Here is a 14873-nt window from a genome sequence, read left to right on the forward strand (position 1 = left end):
ACAGCATGAAAATAAAAGAAATCCATACCTATCTGGTACGTCCCAGATGGGGATTTGTAGAAATAGAGACAGACGACGGATATACCGGCTGGGGGGAACCCGTCATTGAGGGCAGGGCAGCCACAGTCAAGGCGTGTGTGGAGGAGATGAAGCCGTATCTTCTGGGTGAAGATCCGGGTAATATCGAGGATATCTGGACAAAGCTGTACAGGGCCGGATTCTATCGGGGCGGCCCTGTGATGATGAGTGCCATGGCAGGTATTGACCAGGCACTCTGGGATATCAAGGGAAAGAAGTTTAATGCACCGGTTTACGAGCTGCTGGGAGGGAAGTGCAGGGAAAAGATGCGCATGTATTCCTGGGTTGGGGGGGATCGGCCCAGTGATGTGGCGGCAGCGGCGAAAGAGCGCAAGGACGCTGGCTTCACTGCGGTAAAGATGAACGCTACAGAGGAACTGCAGATCGTGGACAGCTATGACAAGATCGATGCAGTGCTGGAACGGGTAGCTTCCATCCGGGATGCATGCGGAAAATACTTTGGCATTGCCATTGATTTCCATGGCCGCGTCCATAAACCCATGGCCAAAATTCTGGCAAAGAAACTGGAAGAGTTCGCCCCCATGTTTATCGAAGAGCCGGTGCTCTGTGAGAACATGGAGGAGTTTAAAGAGATTGCCCGCATTGCCAATATCCCGATAGCCACAGGGGAGCGCCTGTTTACAAAATACGATTTCAGGCGTCTGTTAAATGCGGGGGGTGTGGACATCATCCAGCCTGACCTGTCCCATGCCGGGGGGATAACGGAAGTGAGGAAGATCGCAGCCATGGCGGAGGCCTATGATGTGGCCCTGGCCCCGCACTGCCCACTGGGACCAGTTGCCCTCAGCGCCTGTCTACAGGTAGATGCAGTCAGTTACAACGCATTTATCCAGGAACAGAGCATGGGGATCCACTACAATCAGGGGCATGGAGTTTTGGACTTCATTAAAAATCCCCAGGTCTATGCTTTTGAAAAGGGGTATGCCAAGTTCCCCCAGGGACCTGGACTGGGCATGGAAATAAACAAAGAATTGATGGCAGAGGAGAATAAAAATCCCCATGAGTGGAAGAATCCGGTGTGGAGGCACGAAGACGGCTCTATAGCGGAATGGTAATGGGGGGCGGGACGTGGCGATGAAAAAATATCTGATTACCATAGACGGCGGCACCACCAATACCAGGGTGGCGCTGTGGAAGGAAAATAAAGAATTTCTCTCTGCCGTGAAGTCGGAGGTGGGTGTAAAAGACACTGCCAGGGACGGAAACAATGCCAGACTGAAAAAGGCAGTAAAATCCATGCTGGAAGAAATCCTGGAGCGCAGCGGTGTTACTTATGAAGAGGTGTGGGCTGTCTGCGCCTGCGGAATGCTCACATCCAATGTGGGGCTTTGGGAAGTGCCCCATCTGACTGCGCCTGCCGGTTTGGAGGATTTTGCTCAGGGGGTAAAAAAAATATTGATTCAAGATATCTGCCCATTACCCATCTTCTTTATTCCCGGAATGAAAAATTTTACTGGGGAAGTCAGTCTGGATAACCTGGAAAAAATGGACATCATGAGGGGGGAGGAGACAGAGACAGCAGCCTTAATGGAACTCTGCCCCCAGGGAGAAACCCTGTACGTACTGCCAGGATCCCATACAAAGTTTGTCACTGTAGATAGAAATCTTAAGATGACCGGCTGCCTGACCTCACTGGCAGGGGAACTGCTGGCTCTGCTGACCAGGGACAGCATCCTTGCGGATGCTGTGAAACGGGAATTTGTCACGGGAGACTACAACCGGGAGATGCTTCTTGCAGGGGCAAGGCAGACCTGGGAGACAGGCCTGTCAAGGGCTGCCTTCCTGACACGGATCGTCGGCCAATTTGTCACAGCCAGCCAGCCGTCCTGCGCCAGCTTCCTGCTGGGAGCAGTAATGGCAGCAGACATCCAGGCTGTGAAAACAAGCAGGGCACTGACAGTGACAGAGGATATGAAAGTGGTGATTGCCGGGAAAGAGCCGCTGCGGGGGGCGCTGAAAGAATTGTTTATGGAGGATGGGACATTTAAGGAAGTTACCGTTTTTCAGGGGGATGAGGATGTTCTGCTGTCAGGGTATGGGATGTGCGTGATAGCAAAGAAAGCGGTGCTGCCCTCACTGCCCAGGCCATAGCCAGGGGATTAAAAGCGTCTGTGCTGGAGAACCTCTTTTACAATCAGCCGTATAATGGTATACTGATGGCAGAACTTTATTTCTGTAGGAGGATAAATGGATCGAATATATGTTGTAGAGGACGATATCCGGCTGCGAGAGGAATTGCGGAGTATATTAGTGAAAAATGGTTATGATTGTATATGTGCGGATCGCTTTGAACATGTGACAGAAGATATTATAAAAGCGGCTCCGGATCTGGTTTTGCTGGATCTGAGCCTTCCAGTATATGATGGATTTTATATCTGCCGCAGTCTCAGAGAGGTGTCAGATCTTCCGGTGATTGTAGTCACCAGCTCAAACAGTGATATGGATGAGCTGATGAGCCTGAATGTAGGGGCGGACGACTATATCACAAAGCCTTACAATATCCACATCCTGCTGGCCCATATTGCCGCAGTGCTGCAGCGTGTCCATGGGCGGAAAAACAGCCGGATACTGGTTCACAAAGGGCTGACTCTGGACATAGGCAAAAGTAGGGCTTCCAGCGGAGAAAAAAGTGTGGAGCTAACGAAAAATGAACTTGGCATTTTGAAACTGCTGATGGATCACAAAGGGACCATTGTGCCCAGAGAAGAGCTAATCCAGGAGTTGTGGGAGATGGAGGAGTTCGTGGAGGACAGTACACTGACCGTCAATATAAACCGCCTGAGGAAAAAGATTGGGGATCTTGGACTTCCGGACTATCTTTTGACAAAACGGGGACAGGGGTATCTGGTATGAGGTTTTTTCGCTATTGCAGGGACAGATGGCTTTCTGTCCTTATCTTTGTTTTTGTATTTGCTGCGGGGGGCGGCATTCTCTGGCTGATTGGCACCCCCTTTGCTGTAGCCTGTGTTGTGGAGGGATTCTACGCCGCAGGCTTTTTTCTGATTCTGCTTCAGGGCTTTCTTGCCAGAAAGGAGTTTTACGACAAACTTCTTGAGGCATCAGATAATCTGGAGGAAATCTCCTATCTGTCAGAATTCCTGACCGAGCCTCACTTTCTGGAAGGGGCAATCCTGTACTGCATTCTGCAGAAGGATGAAAAATATTTGAATGACCGGATTGCGGCTTATCAAAGGGATTTGCAGGAGTACATGGATTATGTGGAGACGTGGGTACATGAGGTGAAGACCCCAATAGCAGTCTCCAGACTGATAATGGAAAATAACAGGAACGAGGTAACAAGAAGTCTCTCGGAGGAGATGGATAAGGTGGAAGGCTTTGTAAACCAGATGCTTTATTACAGCAAAAGCGGCAGTCTGCAGGATGACTATCAGATCCGCAGGGTCTCTCTCAGGACCCTTGTGGTAGAGGCGGTTAAGCACAATGCTAAGTATATGATTGCACAGCAGGTAGCGCCGAAGTTTGGGGATTTGGACTATGAGGTGCTCACAGACCCCAAATGGATGGACTTTGTGCTTGGGCAGATTATTTCCAATGGGGTAAAGTACCGATCTGCGGAGCGCAGTTCGGAGATTGCATTTTCTGCTGTACAGACAGGAAGAACAGTGACCTTATCTATAGAAGATAATGGGATCGGAATTCCGGCAGAGGATTTGGGCAGGATCTTCAGAAAGGGATTTTCGGGCGTAAACGGAAGAAAATATGGAAAGTCTACGGGTATGGGGCTTTATCTGTGTGATACACTGTGCAGAAAGCTGGGGACTGATCTGTCTGTATCTTCCCGTGAAGAGGAGGGCTCTATCTTTGAGCTTAAGCTGACATTAGCTTCAGAGAAAGAAACAGGATTGGTGTAACATTTCAAAATTGTAATGCTGCTGTTAGGTAAGGACGTGGCAGCATATTGATCTCCATGCTACACTGGACCTATCAAATGATGGAGGTGTATGAAATGAATCCTGTGTTAAAAGTAGAGAATCTGCAGAAATTTTATAAAACAAAAGGCGCAGTTACGAAAGCCGTCAACAATATAAGCTTTGAAGTGGAACAGGGAGAATACATTGGGATTATGGGGGCTTCCGGAAGCGGAAAGACAACTCTTCTAAACTGTATTTCGACCATTGACAAGGCGACTGCGGGACAAATCCTGATTCAGGGGCAGGATGTCACAACGTTAAGTGATAATAAGCTGGCCCGTTTCAGGAGGGAACAGCTGGGATTTATCTTCCAGGACTTTAATCTTCTGGATACTTTAACAGGGAGAGACAATATCGCCCTGGCCCTGGCAATCAATGGTGTGAAACCCGGCCAAATATCACGGCTGATCGAACAGGTGGCCGATGACCTGGAGATTAAAGCCATCCTGGATAAATATCCATATGAGATGTCTGGGGGCCAGCAGCAGCGCGTTGCCTGTGCCCGGGCCATTGTGACCAAACCTTCCCTGATTCTTGCAGACGAACCTACGGGAGCTCTTGACTCAAAGTCAGCGGGAATGCTTATGGAGAGTCTGAGCATATTAAATGACAGAAAAAAAGCTACCATACTGATGGTGACTCACGATGCTTTTACTGCGAGCCACTGTAAGCGCATACTATTCATTAAAGATGGACAGATATTTAATGAACTGGTGCGGGGTGAGAAAAGCAGGAAGAAATTTTTTGATGAAATTATGCAGGTAATTTCTTTCTTAGGAGGTGATAACAATTATGCTTTCTAATAGAAAGAGGTGTAAAAACCAATCCTCCTTACATGGATTCTTCCGGAAGCTGCCTTCTAAGAATGTAAAAAAATCTGCGAAGGATTACTTTATCTATTTTTTTACACTGATGCTCTCTGTCTGTCTGTTTTACAGTTTTAATTCTATCAGTACGCAGTTTGCCTCTCTGGGGCTTGAAGATCCCTTAAGCTATCTTGCATTTTCCTCCACCGTACTGACCGTATTTTCAGTGTTGGTATGTGTTATTATGGGAGCACTGGTGGTTTATGCCAACCGATTCTTGCTGAGACGCAGAAAGAGGGAGATGGGAACATATGCAGTGCTTGGACTGGAACGGAGAGATCTGAACCGGCTTCTTATGAGGGAAACCCTGCAGATAGGAGTGCTTTCACTGCTTTCGGGGATAGCCCTGGGAATATTTGCTGCCCAGCTTCTTTCTCTGGCAACTGCCCGTCTGATCGGAATCAGCCTGGCGAATTACCATTTTATGATCTCTGGGAAGGCAATTATATTAAGCATTCTTTTCTTTGGAGTTCTATTTTTCTTTGTCCATCTGTTCAATGTGAGGGAACTTAAGAAAATGACTCTTCTGGAAATGCTCCATGCAGGAAAGAGGAATGAGACAGTAGGTGAGGGAAAAAGCGGCTTTTCCGTATTGCTGGGTATTATCTCTGTCTTATTGATTCTGGGGGGATATGGAATTGTGTTTGTAATGTCCGAAAAGGATACCTTTAAAGCTTTGGCTCTGGGCGGACTGCTGTTAATTGTCGGCACGGTATGCTTCTTTAGGGCGGCACTCACAATATCTACAGGCTTAATGAAGAAAAATAAGCGGCGTTACTACCGCGGCATTCGTATATTCACAACAAGCCAGTTTTCCTCCAGGCTTAAAACGGAAGGGAGCTCTCTGGCAATGACAGCTGTTCTTCTGTTCCTGTCGTTTTCCCTGACAATATTAGGGCCGGGACTGGGGAAGTTTGTCATGAATGGGATAGAAAATGCAGTGCCCTATGACGGAACTATTTTTTATGCTCCAATGGCAGGGAATAAAGAGGCTGGGGACGATCCTCTGGGATACTTGAGCCAGTCGGGATTCCACATAGATGAGTTTTCGGACGAGTATGCAGACTTCTGGACTTATAAGTCATCCGAAGCTACAGCAGGATTCCTGACAGGAAAAGAAGGCGGTGAATCAGATAAGATTCCCCTTACCGTCCTGGGATTAGAAGACTATAACCGTTTGCTTGCTCTGCAGAACCAGCCCCCGGTTCAGCTGGCAGAAGGGGAATACGCTGTAAGCTATGCTTTTCCGGCCATGGAAGAGGTCCTAAAAGCCTTTCAACAGGAACCCCAGCCGTTGAAGCTTGGGGACAGTACCCTGACACTGGCCGAGGACGGAATATTTCATTACGGCTGGGAGAACACTAACATATTAGCCGAGCAGGGAACACTGATTGTCCCCCAGTCATTGGCTGAGAGCCTTACCCCTCAGAGATGGTTTTTGAACTTTAATTTTACCCGGGAAGGGGATGACCTGAATCTTAAGCTGCATGACCGCTGGGTGGACGCCGGCCTGAACGGGTATGTAATGTGGCCCCGGGAGGAAGTGCTGGTGTCATTGAGCTCTGACAATCTTCTTGTGACATATCTGGGTATTTACGTAGGTATTACATTTTTGATTACCTCTGGCGCGGTTTTGGCACTCCGCCAGTTATCCCAGTCTTCCGATAATACGGAACGGTACGGGATTCTTAAGAAGCTGGGCGTATCTAAAAGGGACATGAGACGGTCGTTAAGGAAGCAGCTCAGAGTATATTTCGGGCTTCCGCTGGTCCTTGCAGTCCTCCATTCTGCAGTGACTGTATTAGCCATCTTCCGGTATTTTGAAGGGTTGCAGCTAACGGTAATGGTTTCGGTCATTGGGTTTGGGGCGCTGGTAATTTTATCGGTTTATGGGGTATACTTTATTGCAACCTATTTGGGGAGCAGACGTATCCTGGAACTTTAAAAAAATAATTCTAAATGCTGCAACTATGGGGAGGCATTCAGAAATTTTTCCGGCCGCTGCTATTGTATGGCAGCGGCCGGAAGTAGGTTCACTTATGCAGATTCAGAAACCGCCCGGTAACCGGCTTTTAATACTGCAATGTTAGATTCATTATTTTTTATTTTTGCCAGATACCCGCAAAGCCCTTTCTCCACATCTTCCAGCGTCAAAAGATCGTCAGCTGCGGCTATTGCAGCCCCAAGTGCACAGAGGTTGGCGCTTCTTGCGTTCTTAAAATGAGCAGCAATATCGTTTGCCGGAACGGAGTATATCTTTACATTGGCAGACTCCGGTATTGTTTTTACTATGGAACTGTTTATAATGATACTTCCCCCCGGCTTTACGCTGGACATAAATTTATGCAAAGCAGGTTCGTTCATGGCAATTAAAACGTCAGGGGTTTTGGGAAATGGACTGGCCACCTCCTCGTCCCCCAGCTTGACCGTACAGTTGGCAGTGCCACCGCGCATTTCAGAGCCGTAGGAGGGAATCCATGTGACGTCCAGATCTTTTGCAGCCCCGGAATAAGCCAGGATCATACCGGCGGTTAAAACACCCTGCCCGCCGAATCCTGCAAATACAAATTCTTTCGTCATGATGCAGCACCTCCTGTCTTAATCTCTCCGATGGGATAGACGGCCATTACCTCAGAGGCAATGCGATCTACAGCAGTTACCGGGTCCATATGCCAGTTAGTGGGACAGGGAGATAAAATCTCTACACAGCTGTACCCGGCTCCGGATATCTGTGTTTCAAAGGCCCTGCGGATATACTGTTTGGTTTTCAGTATACTCTTGGCATCATGGACGCTCCCCCGGGCCAGATAAGCGGTGGATGGAATCGGACGCAGATGTTCCATAATATCTACGGGCATACCGTTAAACGCAGCGGTCTTCCCGTTGACTGTGGTTGCGGTCTTCTGCCCGATCAGGGTGGTTGGGGATGCCTGTCCGCCGGTCATGCCGAATACGCCGTTATTTACAATAATTGCAGTTATTTTTTCATTGCGCTGGGCGGCATACACTGTCTCGGAAAATCCGATAGAGATGGCGTCACCGTCTCCCTGATAGGTAAACACAAGCTTGTCGGGACGGCAGCGTTTGATGCCGGAAGCGCCGGCGCCCGCCCGTCCATGGGGGCAGCCCAGCCGGTCTACCTTCAGTGTATTGTTCAGGAGACATGCACATCCAACCGCAAGGGCGCAGATGGCATCCTGCTGTTTTATGCCCATCTCATCCAGTACCTCTGCAATCAGCCGGATAATAATACCATGGCCGCAGCCGGGACAAAAACTGCTTGTACCGGAAATAAGTGCAGGAATATTTTTTGTCATATCAGTATACCTCCTTTGTACCGTTCAGTATTGCTTTGACATTTTCAATGATGTCTTCGCTTGCGGCGATCTCTCTGCCTGTAGGCATAGCATATACAGGGGTAGTTCCGTGAGAGGCAAGGTATACGTCTTCTATCATCTGCGGGATGGGAATCATCTCTACAGACAGATAGCCTTTTACTTTTCCGTTGTATTTTTGGAATGCTTTTACGGGGAAGGGCCATACAGTCATAGGCCGGATCAAACCCAGCTTCAGACCAGCGCTTCGCGCCATCTTAACCGCTTCTTTGCAGATACGGGAGCTGATTCCGTAGGACACAAGCAGTACTTCTGCGTCTTCCGCCTGAACCTCTTCCCATAGCTGCTCCTTTTCTTTCATCTCACTATAACGACTGCAGATATGAGGAACGTACTCTTCATAGGCAAAGTCGGTATACATGCGGTCGGTCATCTTCCGTCCCATAGGGGGGCGGTCTCCGTCCATACCCAGAGCCCAGTCAAATCGATCCCGTTTGGGATACTGCTGTTCGGGAAGCTCCACGGAACCGCACATCTGACCGATGGAGGCATCGGACAATACAATGACAGGGGTGCGGTATTTTTCAGCGGTCTCAAAGGCCTTTACGACAAAATCTGCATTTTCCTGAATGGAGGATGGAGCATAAACCGGGATAAAATATCCTCCATGCCCGCCGCCTTTGGTAGTCTGGAAATAGTCCCCCTGACCTACGGTTACATCTCCAAGCCCAATGCCGAAACGGGCCACGTCCACAATAACTGCTGGAAGTTCAATGGAAGCGAGATAGGAGATTCCTTCCTGCTTCAGTGAAAATCCAGGTCCTGAGGAGCTGGTCATAACTCTCTGACCGGTGGCGGCGCCTCCGATAATCATATTGATGCCGGCAAGCTCAGATTCTGTCTGGACGAATTCGCCCCCTGCTTCCGGCAGTCTCCATGATAAGTACTCCAATATCTCTGACTGCGGAGTGATAGGATAACCCGCAAATAACCGGCATCCGGCGCGGACTGCTGCCTCCGCAAGGGCATTATTTCCCTTCATTAGCTGCTTCATAGTTATCCCACCTCCCTAAAACTAAATACGTAATCCGGACATACTGTGTAGCACATACCGCAGCCTATACACTTCTCTGTCTCAATATCCACCATGTGATATCCGTTGGCATTGGTCTCTTCAGAGAAAAAAAGTGCGTTTTGTCTGCAGGCTCTGATGCAGTACCCGCAGGACTTACAGTTCTGCGGATGTAACATAATTGTGCTCATTGGTATACCCCCTTTCTTTTCTTTACAATTTTGTACTTGTTTGTTGATTGTAAACCAGAAAGGGTTCTGTATTGGAGAATGGCGTTATGTAATTTTTAACATTAGTATGTGTAGTATCTATAAAATTGTCAATAGAATTTAACAAAAAAAATAATGTTTGGATAATATTGACGAAATATTTAATGAAAAATTGTTAAATAGTAACTCTACTTAATCCGTCTGTGTGTCCCAGCACCAGTGATTCAGCACGGCCTTTTCCAGAGCTGGTATGTCTTTGCGTTTGATGGCTGAGAGTACGGCCCTGTGCCCTTCGTTGGAACGGCGGAAGGTTTCGTACATATCAGATGCCTGGGAAATGTTAAATGTATGTCTGGGAAACTGACGCTTGATGGACGCAATGACTTCAATTAATGTCTGATTATTTGTTTTATTTATGCAGTAGGCGTGAAACTCTTCCTGCTGTTCCACATAGTGGGGATAGTCATTCAGGTTGATGGCTGTGTCCATCAGATCGATCATATTTGACATTATCACATAGTCATAATCATTCAGAACAGGCAGCACCTGACGGATGGCATAAGTCTCCAGGCAGGCGATGACGGAGTATGCGTTCACTTCTTCCGCATGGTTGTGTTTTTTAACGAAAAACCCTTTACGGGGAACATTGTCCAGCACACGATCGGCTGCCAAAAGGAGCAGTGCTTCTCTGATAGGCGTGCGGCTGGTGCCAATCTCATTGATAAGCCCTGCCTCATCGATCTTTTCCCCTTCCGCTAATTCCCCCAGTTTTATTTTCTCAATAATGTACTCGTAGACCTGATCTACGAGGGATTTCACTTTTGCCATGATACACCTCAACACTTAGATTTATTTGCCGGCTAAATTAACAGACGGCTTACTTTGGGCTCCTTCCGCGAGGCCCATGATATTTCCAATTATATCATATACTGTATAAAAGTAAAATATATTTTGTGCAATATATGCGCGAAATATAATATATAATATTTTATAATAAAATATATTGACATCGGTATAAAATATTGGTATTGTGTATTTAGTACTTGTTTGTTGTTTGGAATATATAAATATTGTGCACTTTATACAATTGCTGAAAGGAGATGATTAATTAAAGTGCAGTGTGATGTTTTAGTGAGAGCAAAACCTATTATTTGAGGAAGGAGAAACCTATATGGAAACTCAAATTAGTAAATTTAAATTATATGCAACTTTATTTGCACTTGGAGTTGCGGGTGGCTCTATCTTTATTATTCCGTATATTAAATTTGTATTTTATGATTTGCAGCTGCAGGTAACCGGAATGACGAATACCCAATCAGCACTTTTGATGACTGTGTTTTCCGTGGCATCACTGGTTTTTGATGTTCCCTGCGGTATGATCTGCGATAAGATTGACTCTAAAAAAGGACTAGTCTTCGCGCTTCTCGCCACCACGGCGGTTACACTGCTCTATGCATTTGCAAGCACACATTATGTTGTTTCCCTCTTAATCTGGATCATATTGGCGTTTTTAACCATGGGTATCTACTGGCCCATTTTTTCTAAAGTGCTGAATATTATCGGGAATAAGACCGGCACAGCAGGCCGCTCCGGGTCTTCCTTTGGCTGGTACTATGCCTTCAACGGCATCAGCGCTGCAGTGCTGGAGGCATTGGCTCTGTGGGTTTCCACAAGATTCGAAGATCCTGTCATGAGCTTCCGCATGGCCATTCTGGTAGCGGCAGGCTCCACCATCCTGGCCACTGTACTGATTATTTTCTTATTTGACAGTGAGCTGACAGCTCCGGAAGCGGTTCAGGCTGAGACAGAGAAAAAGCACAGCGGCATAGAACTGAATCAGCTTACGGAGGTACTAAGAAATCCCAGTGTTTGGATGATGATGATAATCTGTATGATTGCCTACTGTATGTACAGCATGATGTCCTACTTTACCCCGTTTTTAACTGCAGTAGTGGGGGTTTCCCCGGAAGCTTCCGGAGTGTTTGCCATCATTCGAACTTACATATTCCTGATCCTGGCGCTGGTGGGCGGTCTGATCGCGGACAAAGTGTTTAAGGGCACGACCAAATGGATTATGCTGGTATTTTTTGTGACGGCTGTTATCATCGGGGGACTCTTTATTATGCCTCATAATGCCAATGTGATGCTCATCAGCATCTATACCCTGATTCCTGCAGCATTGGTGCAGATGTCTTATCCCATCAAGTACTCTGTGATAGGAGAAATCGGTGTAAAGCAGCACCTTTTAGGGACCGCTACCGGCCTGGCGGCTCTGGCGGGGGCGCTGCCGGATCTGGTGCTTGGTCCATTTATCGGCAGCATGCTGGACACCAGGGGAAATGATGCTTATTATATTCTCTTTGGGATTCTCATTGTACTTCTTTTGACAGGCTGCTTCTGCTGCTGGCGCATCGTCCGGAAGCAAAAGGCCGCAAAACTGGCATAGAGACAATTGTTTTGCAGGAGGTGGTTTATGATTGACAAAGTAACAACGCTTATGGCAGCGGTGGATACCATCCATTCCGGCAATACCATAATGGTAGGAGGATTTACTATTTCAGGCTGTCCCCTGGGACTGCTGAAGGAATTATCAAGACGCCCCATAAGTAATCTCACCACAATTTCGGAAGACATAGGCTTTGCAAATACCGCATCCTTCCCCGCAGAGGCGATCCGAGAACTTTTTACCGGCGGGAGGATCCGAAAGGTATGTGCCTCCTTTATCGGGGCTAATCCTTTTGTAAATGAGCTCATTCAAAAGGGAGAACTGGAATATGAACTGATCCCCCAGGGTACCCTGGCGGAGCGCATTCGGGCCGGGGGTTCCGGGATCGCCGGATTCTATACGCCAACGGGAATCGGCACCATCGCTGAAAAAGGGAAGGAGAAAAAAGTAATCAATGGGAAGGAGTTCCTGCTGGAACTGCCTCTCCGGGCAGATGTGGCTCTGGTTAAGGCCTATAAGGCAGATCCCATGGGCAACGCCGTGTTCAAGTATTCTTCAATGAACTTTAATCCGCTTATGGCAATGGCTGCGGATAAGGTTATTCTGGAGGTAGAAAAACTAGTGGAGATCGGTGAAATCAACCCGGAATTGGTGCAGCTGCCTGGTATTTTTGTAGATCAGGTGATCCTGTCGGAGAGGAGGGCTGCAGATGTACAGCAAACGTGAGATCATTGCCCTTAATATTGCCAATATGCTGCACGATGGTGATTTTGTGAACCTGGGAGTGGGAATGCCTACCCTGGTAGGGCGCTATATCCCCAGAGACATTACCGTATGGCTGCACGGGGAAAATGGCTGTGTGGGGCAGGACGCCACCATCACCGGAACCCAGGAGGAGATGCAGCGCTGGAAAGCGGAGCACGGAGGCGAGGACAGTGACTGGAAAACCGGACACAGAGATTTGATCAACGCCAGCTGTGAGTATGTAACACTCCTTCCGGGAGGCTGCTGCTTTGACAGCTCCATAGCTTTTGCAATGGCAAGAGGGGGCCATTTGGATGCCACAGTCCTGGGCGGCTTACAAGTGGACGAAGAGGGAAATCTGGCCAACTGGATGGTTCCCGGCAAGCGGGTTCCCGGCATGGGCGGCGCCATGGATTTGGTATGCGGTGCCAAAAAGGTAATCATTGCCATGGAACACTGCACAAAGGACGGAGAGCCTAAACTTTTGAAAAGATGTACTATGCCCCTGACTGCAGTAGCCTGTGTGGACGTTGTGGTGACAGAATTCTGCATCCTGGAGCGCCGTGGCGGGCAATTTGTGGTGACGGCCATGAACCCGGAGATTGATAGAGAGGAACTGATAAAGATAACAGAAATGGAGCTGGTTTTTGATAAAAGGCTTCATGTGATGGAGATGCCCGCAGATTAGAAGTTTACAGAGAAGAGGAATACGATGGTAATTGATGGAATCATGTCGGTAATCAACAAATACATCGAACTTGGTGATTTCCTCTGGGAAATTCCTATGCTTATATTTCTTACTATAGTTGCCCTAATGTATACCGTAGGGACCAGAGGCTTCCAGTTCCGCTATTTTGGGCACAGCATAAACTCTACATTGGGACAGCAGATTCGTGGTACGGCGGCCGGGACAACAAAAAAAGGAATATCCTCCTTCCAGGCCCTGTGTATGGCCCTATGCAACACATTAGGGGTTGGCAACATCGCAGGAGTAGCCGTATCCATTGCCCTCGGCGGGCCTGGAGCAGTTTTCTGGCTCTGGCTTGCAGGAATATTGGGACTGATTATCAAATACGGAGAAATAGCGCTGGGTGTAAAATACCGGGAGGTAGATCCGGAGACAGGTATGTACCGGGGCGGCTTAATGTGGTATGTGGAGAAGGGACTGGGCAGGAGGTTTAAATGGCTGGCGGTGTTCTACGCGGCTACCTATGTAGTTTCTAATCTCAATGCGCCCGCAGTACAAGTGAATACCATTGCTTCTTCGGTGACTACGTGTTTTACTCATGTTCCTCCCATGCTGGTTGGCGTAATCGCTTCCGGGTTAATGGGAACGGTATTGTTAGGCGGCTTAAAACGTATCAGTAAGGTGGCAGAACGGATTGTCCCTTTTATGTCAGTGGCCTATATGGCCATTGTAGTGATTATTCTGCTGATGAATTTTACCAAAATTCCTTACATATTTGAACTTATTTTTAAGTATGCAGTGACCGACGCAAAGGCAGCCGCCGGCGGGTTTGGAGGCGCTACGGTGTCAATGGCCGCCAGGTATGGCTTTGCCCGGGGATTTTATTCTAATGGGGCAGGGATGGGCGATACGGCATTTTCTCATGCTTCCAGCGATGTGGATCATCCGGCAAAGCAGGGCATGTGGGGCATCAGCGAGGTGCTCATAGATACCATTATCTGTACCTGCACAGCGTTTGCAATCTTAATTACAGGAAGCTGGGAGAGCGGCGAAAGCGGCGCTGCCCTCACTACCCAGGCCATATCCAGGGGATTAAAAGCCCCTGTGCTGGCGAACCTCTTTGTCATGGCAGCAGTCATCTTTTTTGCCCTTACCACAGCAGTCATGTGCGCTTATTATGGGGAGATCTGTCTTCGTTATTTTACAAAGAGTAAAATTGCTTCTAATGTATACCGCCTTCTGATCTGCCTGATGGCTGTTTTTTCCACCAATCCTGTATTTGTGGAACGCGTGGATATCCTTTGGCGGGTGGGAGACAGCAATGTGGCAATTCTTATTATGCTAAGTCTGGTGGTCCTGGTACTTCTTCGAAAGGATGTGTATGCCATAACGAGGGATTATGAAAGTAAATATTTAAAAGGAAAGAAGCAGTAAGCTATATGCCTGCAGCTAAACGATGAGCGAGAGGAAAGGAGAATATAT

15 protein-coding genes are annotated in these 14873 nt (G+C 47.8%); 10 read left to right on the forward strand and 5 right to left on the reverse strand.

The window, feature by feature from the left end:
* Positions 1–5 precede the first annotated feature (5 nt).
* From dgoD to ACGHCT_RS00930, 6 genes are all read left to right on the forward strand, one after another.
* Positions 6–1154 (forward strand): galactonate dehydratase, encoded by a 1149-nt coding sequence (dgoD, locus tag ACGHCT_RS00905; RefSeq protein ID WP_390437658.1) that lies wholly within the window; start codon positions 6–8, stop codon positions 1152–1154.
* 19 nt (positions 1155–1173) lie between these two features.
* Positions 1174–2190 carry a 2-dehydro-3-deoxygalactonokinase gene (locus ACGHCT_RS00910; protein ID WP_390440107.1) on the forward strand — a complete coding sequence of 339 codons (1017 nt, stop codon included), beginning with the start codon at positions 1174–1176 and terminating at the stop codon, positions 2188–2190.
* Positions 2191–2286: 96 nt separating this feature from the next.
* Positions 2287–2952 (forward strand): response regulator transcription factor, encoded by a 666-nt coding sequence (locus ACGHCT_RS00915; RefSeq protein ID WP_154257505.1) that lies wholly within the window; start codon positions 2287–2289, stop codon positions 2950–2952.
* Positions 2949–3971, forward strand: coding sequence for a sensor histidine kinase (locus ACGHCT_RS00920; RefSeq protein ID WP_390437660.1), 1023 nt, complete (start codon positions 2949–2951; stop codon positions 3969–3971). Before ACGHCT_RS00915 ends, ACGHCT_RS00920 begins: the two co-directional genes overlap by 4 nt.
* Positions 3972–4066: 95 nt before the next feature.
* Entirely contained in the window at positions 4067–4834 is a 768-nt protein-coding gene (locus ACGHCT_RS00925) for an ABC transporter ATP-binding protein (protein ID WP_154257507.1), read from the forward strand.
* Positions 4824–6842 carry an FtsX-like permease family protein gene (locus tag ACGHCT_RS00930; protein ID WP_390437663.1) on the forward strand — a complete coding sequence of 673 codons (2019 nt, stop codon included), beginning with the start codon at positions 4824–4826 and terminating at the stop codon, positions 6840–6842. The genes ACGHCT_RS00925 and ACGHCT_RS00930 overlap by 11 nt, the downstream gene beginning before the upstream one ends.
* Before the next feature lie 92 nt (positions 6843–6934).
* Here ACGHCT_RS00930 and ACGHCT_RS00935 read toward each other — a convergent pair whose 3' ends face one another.
* The 5 genes from ACGHCT_RS00935 to ACGHCT_RS00955 form a co-directional block, all read right to left on the reverse strand.
* Positions 6935–7477, reverse strand: coding sequence for a 2-oxoacid:acceptor oxidoreductase family protein (locus tag ACGHCT_RS00935; protein ID WP_154257509.1), 543 nt, complete (start codon positions 7475–7477; stop codon positions 6935–6937).
* Positions 7474–8214, reverse strand: coding sequence for a thiamine pyrophosphate-dependent enzyme (locus tag ACGHCT_RS00940; RefSeq protein WP_390437666.1), 741 nt, complete (start codon positions 8212–8214; stop codon positions 7474–7476). The genes ACGHCT_RS00935 and ACGHCT_RS00940 overlap by 4 nt, the downstream gene beginning before the upstream one ends.
* A gap of 1 nt (position 8215) precedes the next feature.
* Entirely contained in the window at positions 8216–9286 is a 1071-nt protein-coding gene (gene vorB, locus ACGHCT_RS00945; RefSeq protein WP_390437668.1) for a 3-methyl-2-oxobutanoate dehydrogenase subunit VorB, read from the reverse strand.
* A 2-nt stretch (positions 9287–9288) separates the two neighbouring features.
* Positions 9289–9495, reverse strand: a complete 207-nt coding sequence (locus ACGHCT_RS00950; RefSeq protein WP_390437670.1) for a 4Fe-4S dicluster domain-containing protein — start codon at positions 9493–9495, stop codon at positions 9289–9291.
* 210 nt (positions 9496–9705) lie between these two features.
* Entirely contained in the window at positions 9706–10341 is a 636-nt protein-coding gene (locus ACGHCT_RS00955; protein WP_154257512.1) for a GntR family transcriptional regulator, read from the reverse strand.
* Between the two features lie 343 nt (positions 10342–10684).
* Here ACGHCT_RS00955 and ACGHCT_RS00960 point away from each other — a divergent pair, with 343 nt between their 5' ends.
* Genes ACGHCT_RS00960 through ACGHCT_RS00975 form a run of 4 tightly spaced genes read left to right on the forward strand, consistent with a single transcriptional unit; the run spans position 10685 to position 14825 of the window.
* A complete protein-coding gene (locus ACGHCT_RS00960) occupies positions 10685–11959 on the forward strand; it encodes a nitrate/nitrite transporter (protein ID WP_154257513.1) in 1275 nt (424 codons plus the stop codon).
* Positions 11960–11986: 27 nt separating this feature from the next.
* The gene (locus ACGHCT_RS00965; RefSeq protein WP_390437672.1) at positions 11987–12685 is read left to right on the forward strand and encodes a CoA transferase subunit A; all 699 of its coding nucleotides are present in this window, start codon (positions 11987–11989) and stop codon (positions 12683–12685) included.
* On the forward strand, positions 12669–13391 hold the full coding sequence (locus tag ACGHCT_RS00970; RefSeq protein WP_226902496.1) for a 3-oxoacid CoA-transferase subunit B: 723 nt from the start codon (positions 12669–12671) through the stop codon (positions 13389–13391). Before ACGHCT_RS00965 ends, ACGHCT_RS00970 begins: the two co-directional genes overlap by 17 nt.
* A 24-nt stretch (positions 13392–13415) precedes the next feature.
* A complete protein-coding gene (locus tag ACGHCT_RS00975) occupies positions 13416–14825 on the forward strand; it encodes a sodium:alanine symporter family protein (protein WP_226902494.1) in 1410 nt (469 codons plus the stop codon).
* Positions 14826–14873 lie beyond the last annotated feature (48 nt).

Source organism: Lactonifactor longoviformis, assembly GCF_042848515.1.
GTDB lineage: Bacteria > Bacillota > Clostridia > Lachnospirales > Lachnospiraceae > Lactonifactor > Lactonifactor longoviformis.

What these genes read in the sequence shown, in the direction of transcription:
- dgoD (WP_390437658.1), top strand. Translation starts at nt 6, where the DNA reads ATGAAAATAAAAGAAATCCATACCTATCTGGTACGTCCCAGATGGGGA.
- ACGHCT_RS00930 (WP_390437663.1), top strand. Translation starts at nt 4,824, where the DNA reads ATGCTTTCTAATAGAAAGAGGTGTAAAAACCAATCCTCCTTACATGGA.
- vorB (WP_390437668.1), bottom strand. Translation starts at nt 9,286, where the DNA reads ATGAAGCAGCTAATGAAGGGAAATAATGCCCTTGCGGAGGCAGCAGTC.
- ACGHCT_RS00920 (WP_390437660.1), top strand. Translation starts at nt 2,949, where the DNA reads ATGAGGTTTTTTCGCTATTGCAGGGACAGATGGCTTTCTGTCCTTATC.
- ACGHCT_RS00915 (WP_154257505.1), top strand. Translation starts at nt 2,287, where the DNA reads ATGGATCGAATATATGTTGTAGAGGACGATATCCGGCTGCGAGAGGAA.
- ACGHCT_RS00910 (WP_390440107.1), top strand. Translation starts at nt 1,174, where the DNA reads ATGAAAAAATATCTGATTACCATAGACGGCGGCACCACCAATACCAGG.
- ACGHCT_RS00970 (WP_226902496.1), top strand. Translation starts at nt 12,669, where the DNA reads ATGTACAGCAAACGTGAGATCATTGCCCTTAATATTGCCAATATGCTG.
- ACGHCT_RS00965 (WP_390437672.1), top strand. Translation starts at nt 11,987, where the DNA reads ATGATTGACAAAGTAACAACGCTTATGGCAGCGGTGGATACCATCCAT.
- ACGHCT_RS00935 (WP_154257509.1), bottom strand. Translation starts at nt 7,477, where the DNA reads ATGACGAAAGAATTTGTATTTGCAGGATTCGGCGGGCAGGGTGTTTTA.
- ACGHCT_RS00955 (WP_154257512.1), bottom strand. Translation starts at nt 10,341, where the DNA reads ATGGCAAAAGTGAAATCCCTCGTAGATCAGGTCTACGAGTACATTATT.
- ACGHCT_RS00925 (WP_154257507.1), top strand. Translation starts at nt 4,067, where the DNA reads ATGAATCCTGTGTTAAAAGTAGAGAATCTGCAGAAATTTTATAAAACA.
- ACGHCT_RS00975 (WP_226902494.1), top strand. Translation starts at nt 13,416, where the DNA reads ATGGTAATTGATGGAATCATGTCGGTAATCAACAAATACATCGAACTT.
- ACGHCT_RS00960 (WP_154257513.1), top strand. Translation starts at nt 10,685, where the DNA reads ATGGAAACTCAAATTAGTAAATTTAAATTATATGCAACTTTATTTGCA.
- ACGHCT_RS00940 (WP_390437666.1), bottom strand. Translation starts at nt 8,214, where the DNA reads ATGACAAAAAATATTCCTGCACTTATTTCCGGTACAAGCAGTTTTTGT.
- ACGHCT_RS00950 (WP_390437670.1), bottom strand. Translation starts at nt 9,495, where the DNA reads ATGAGCACAATTATGTTACATCCGCAGAACTGTAAGTCCTGCGGGTAC.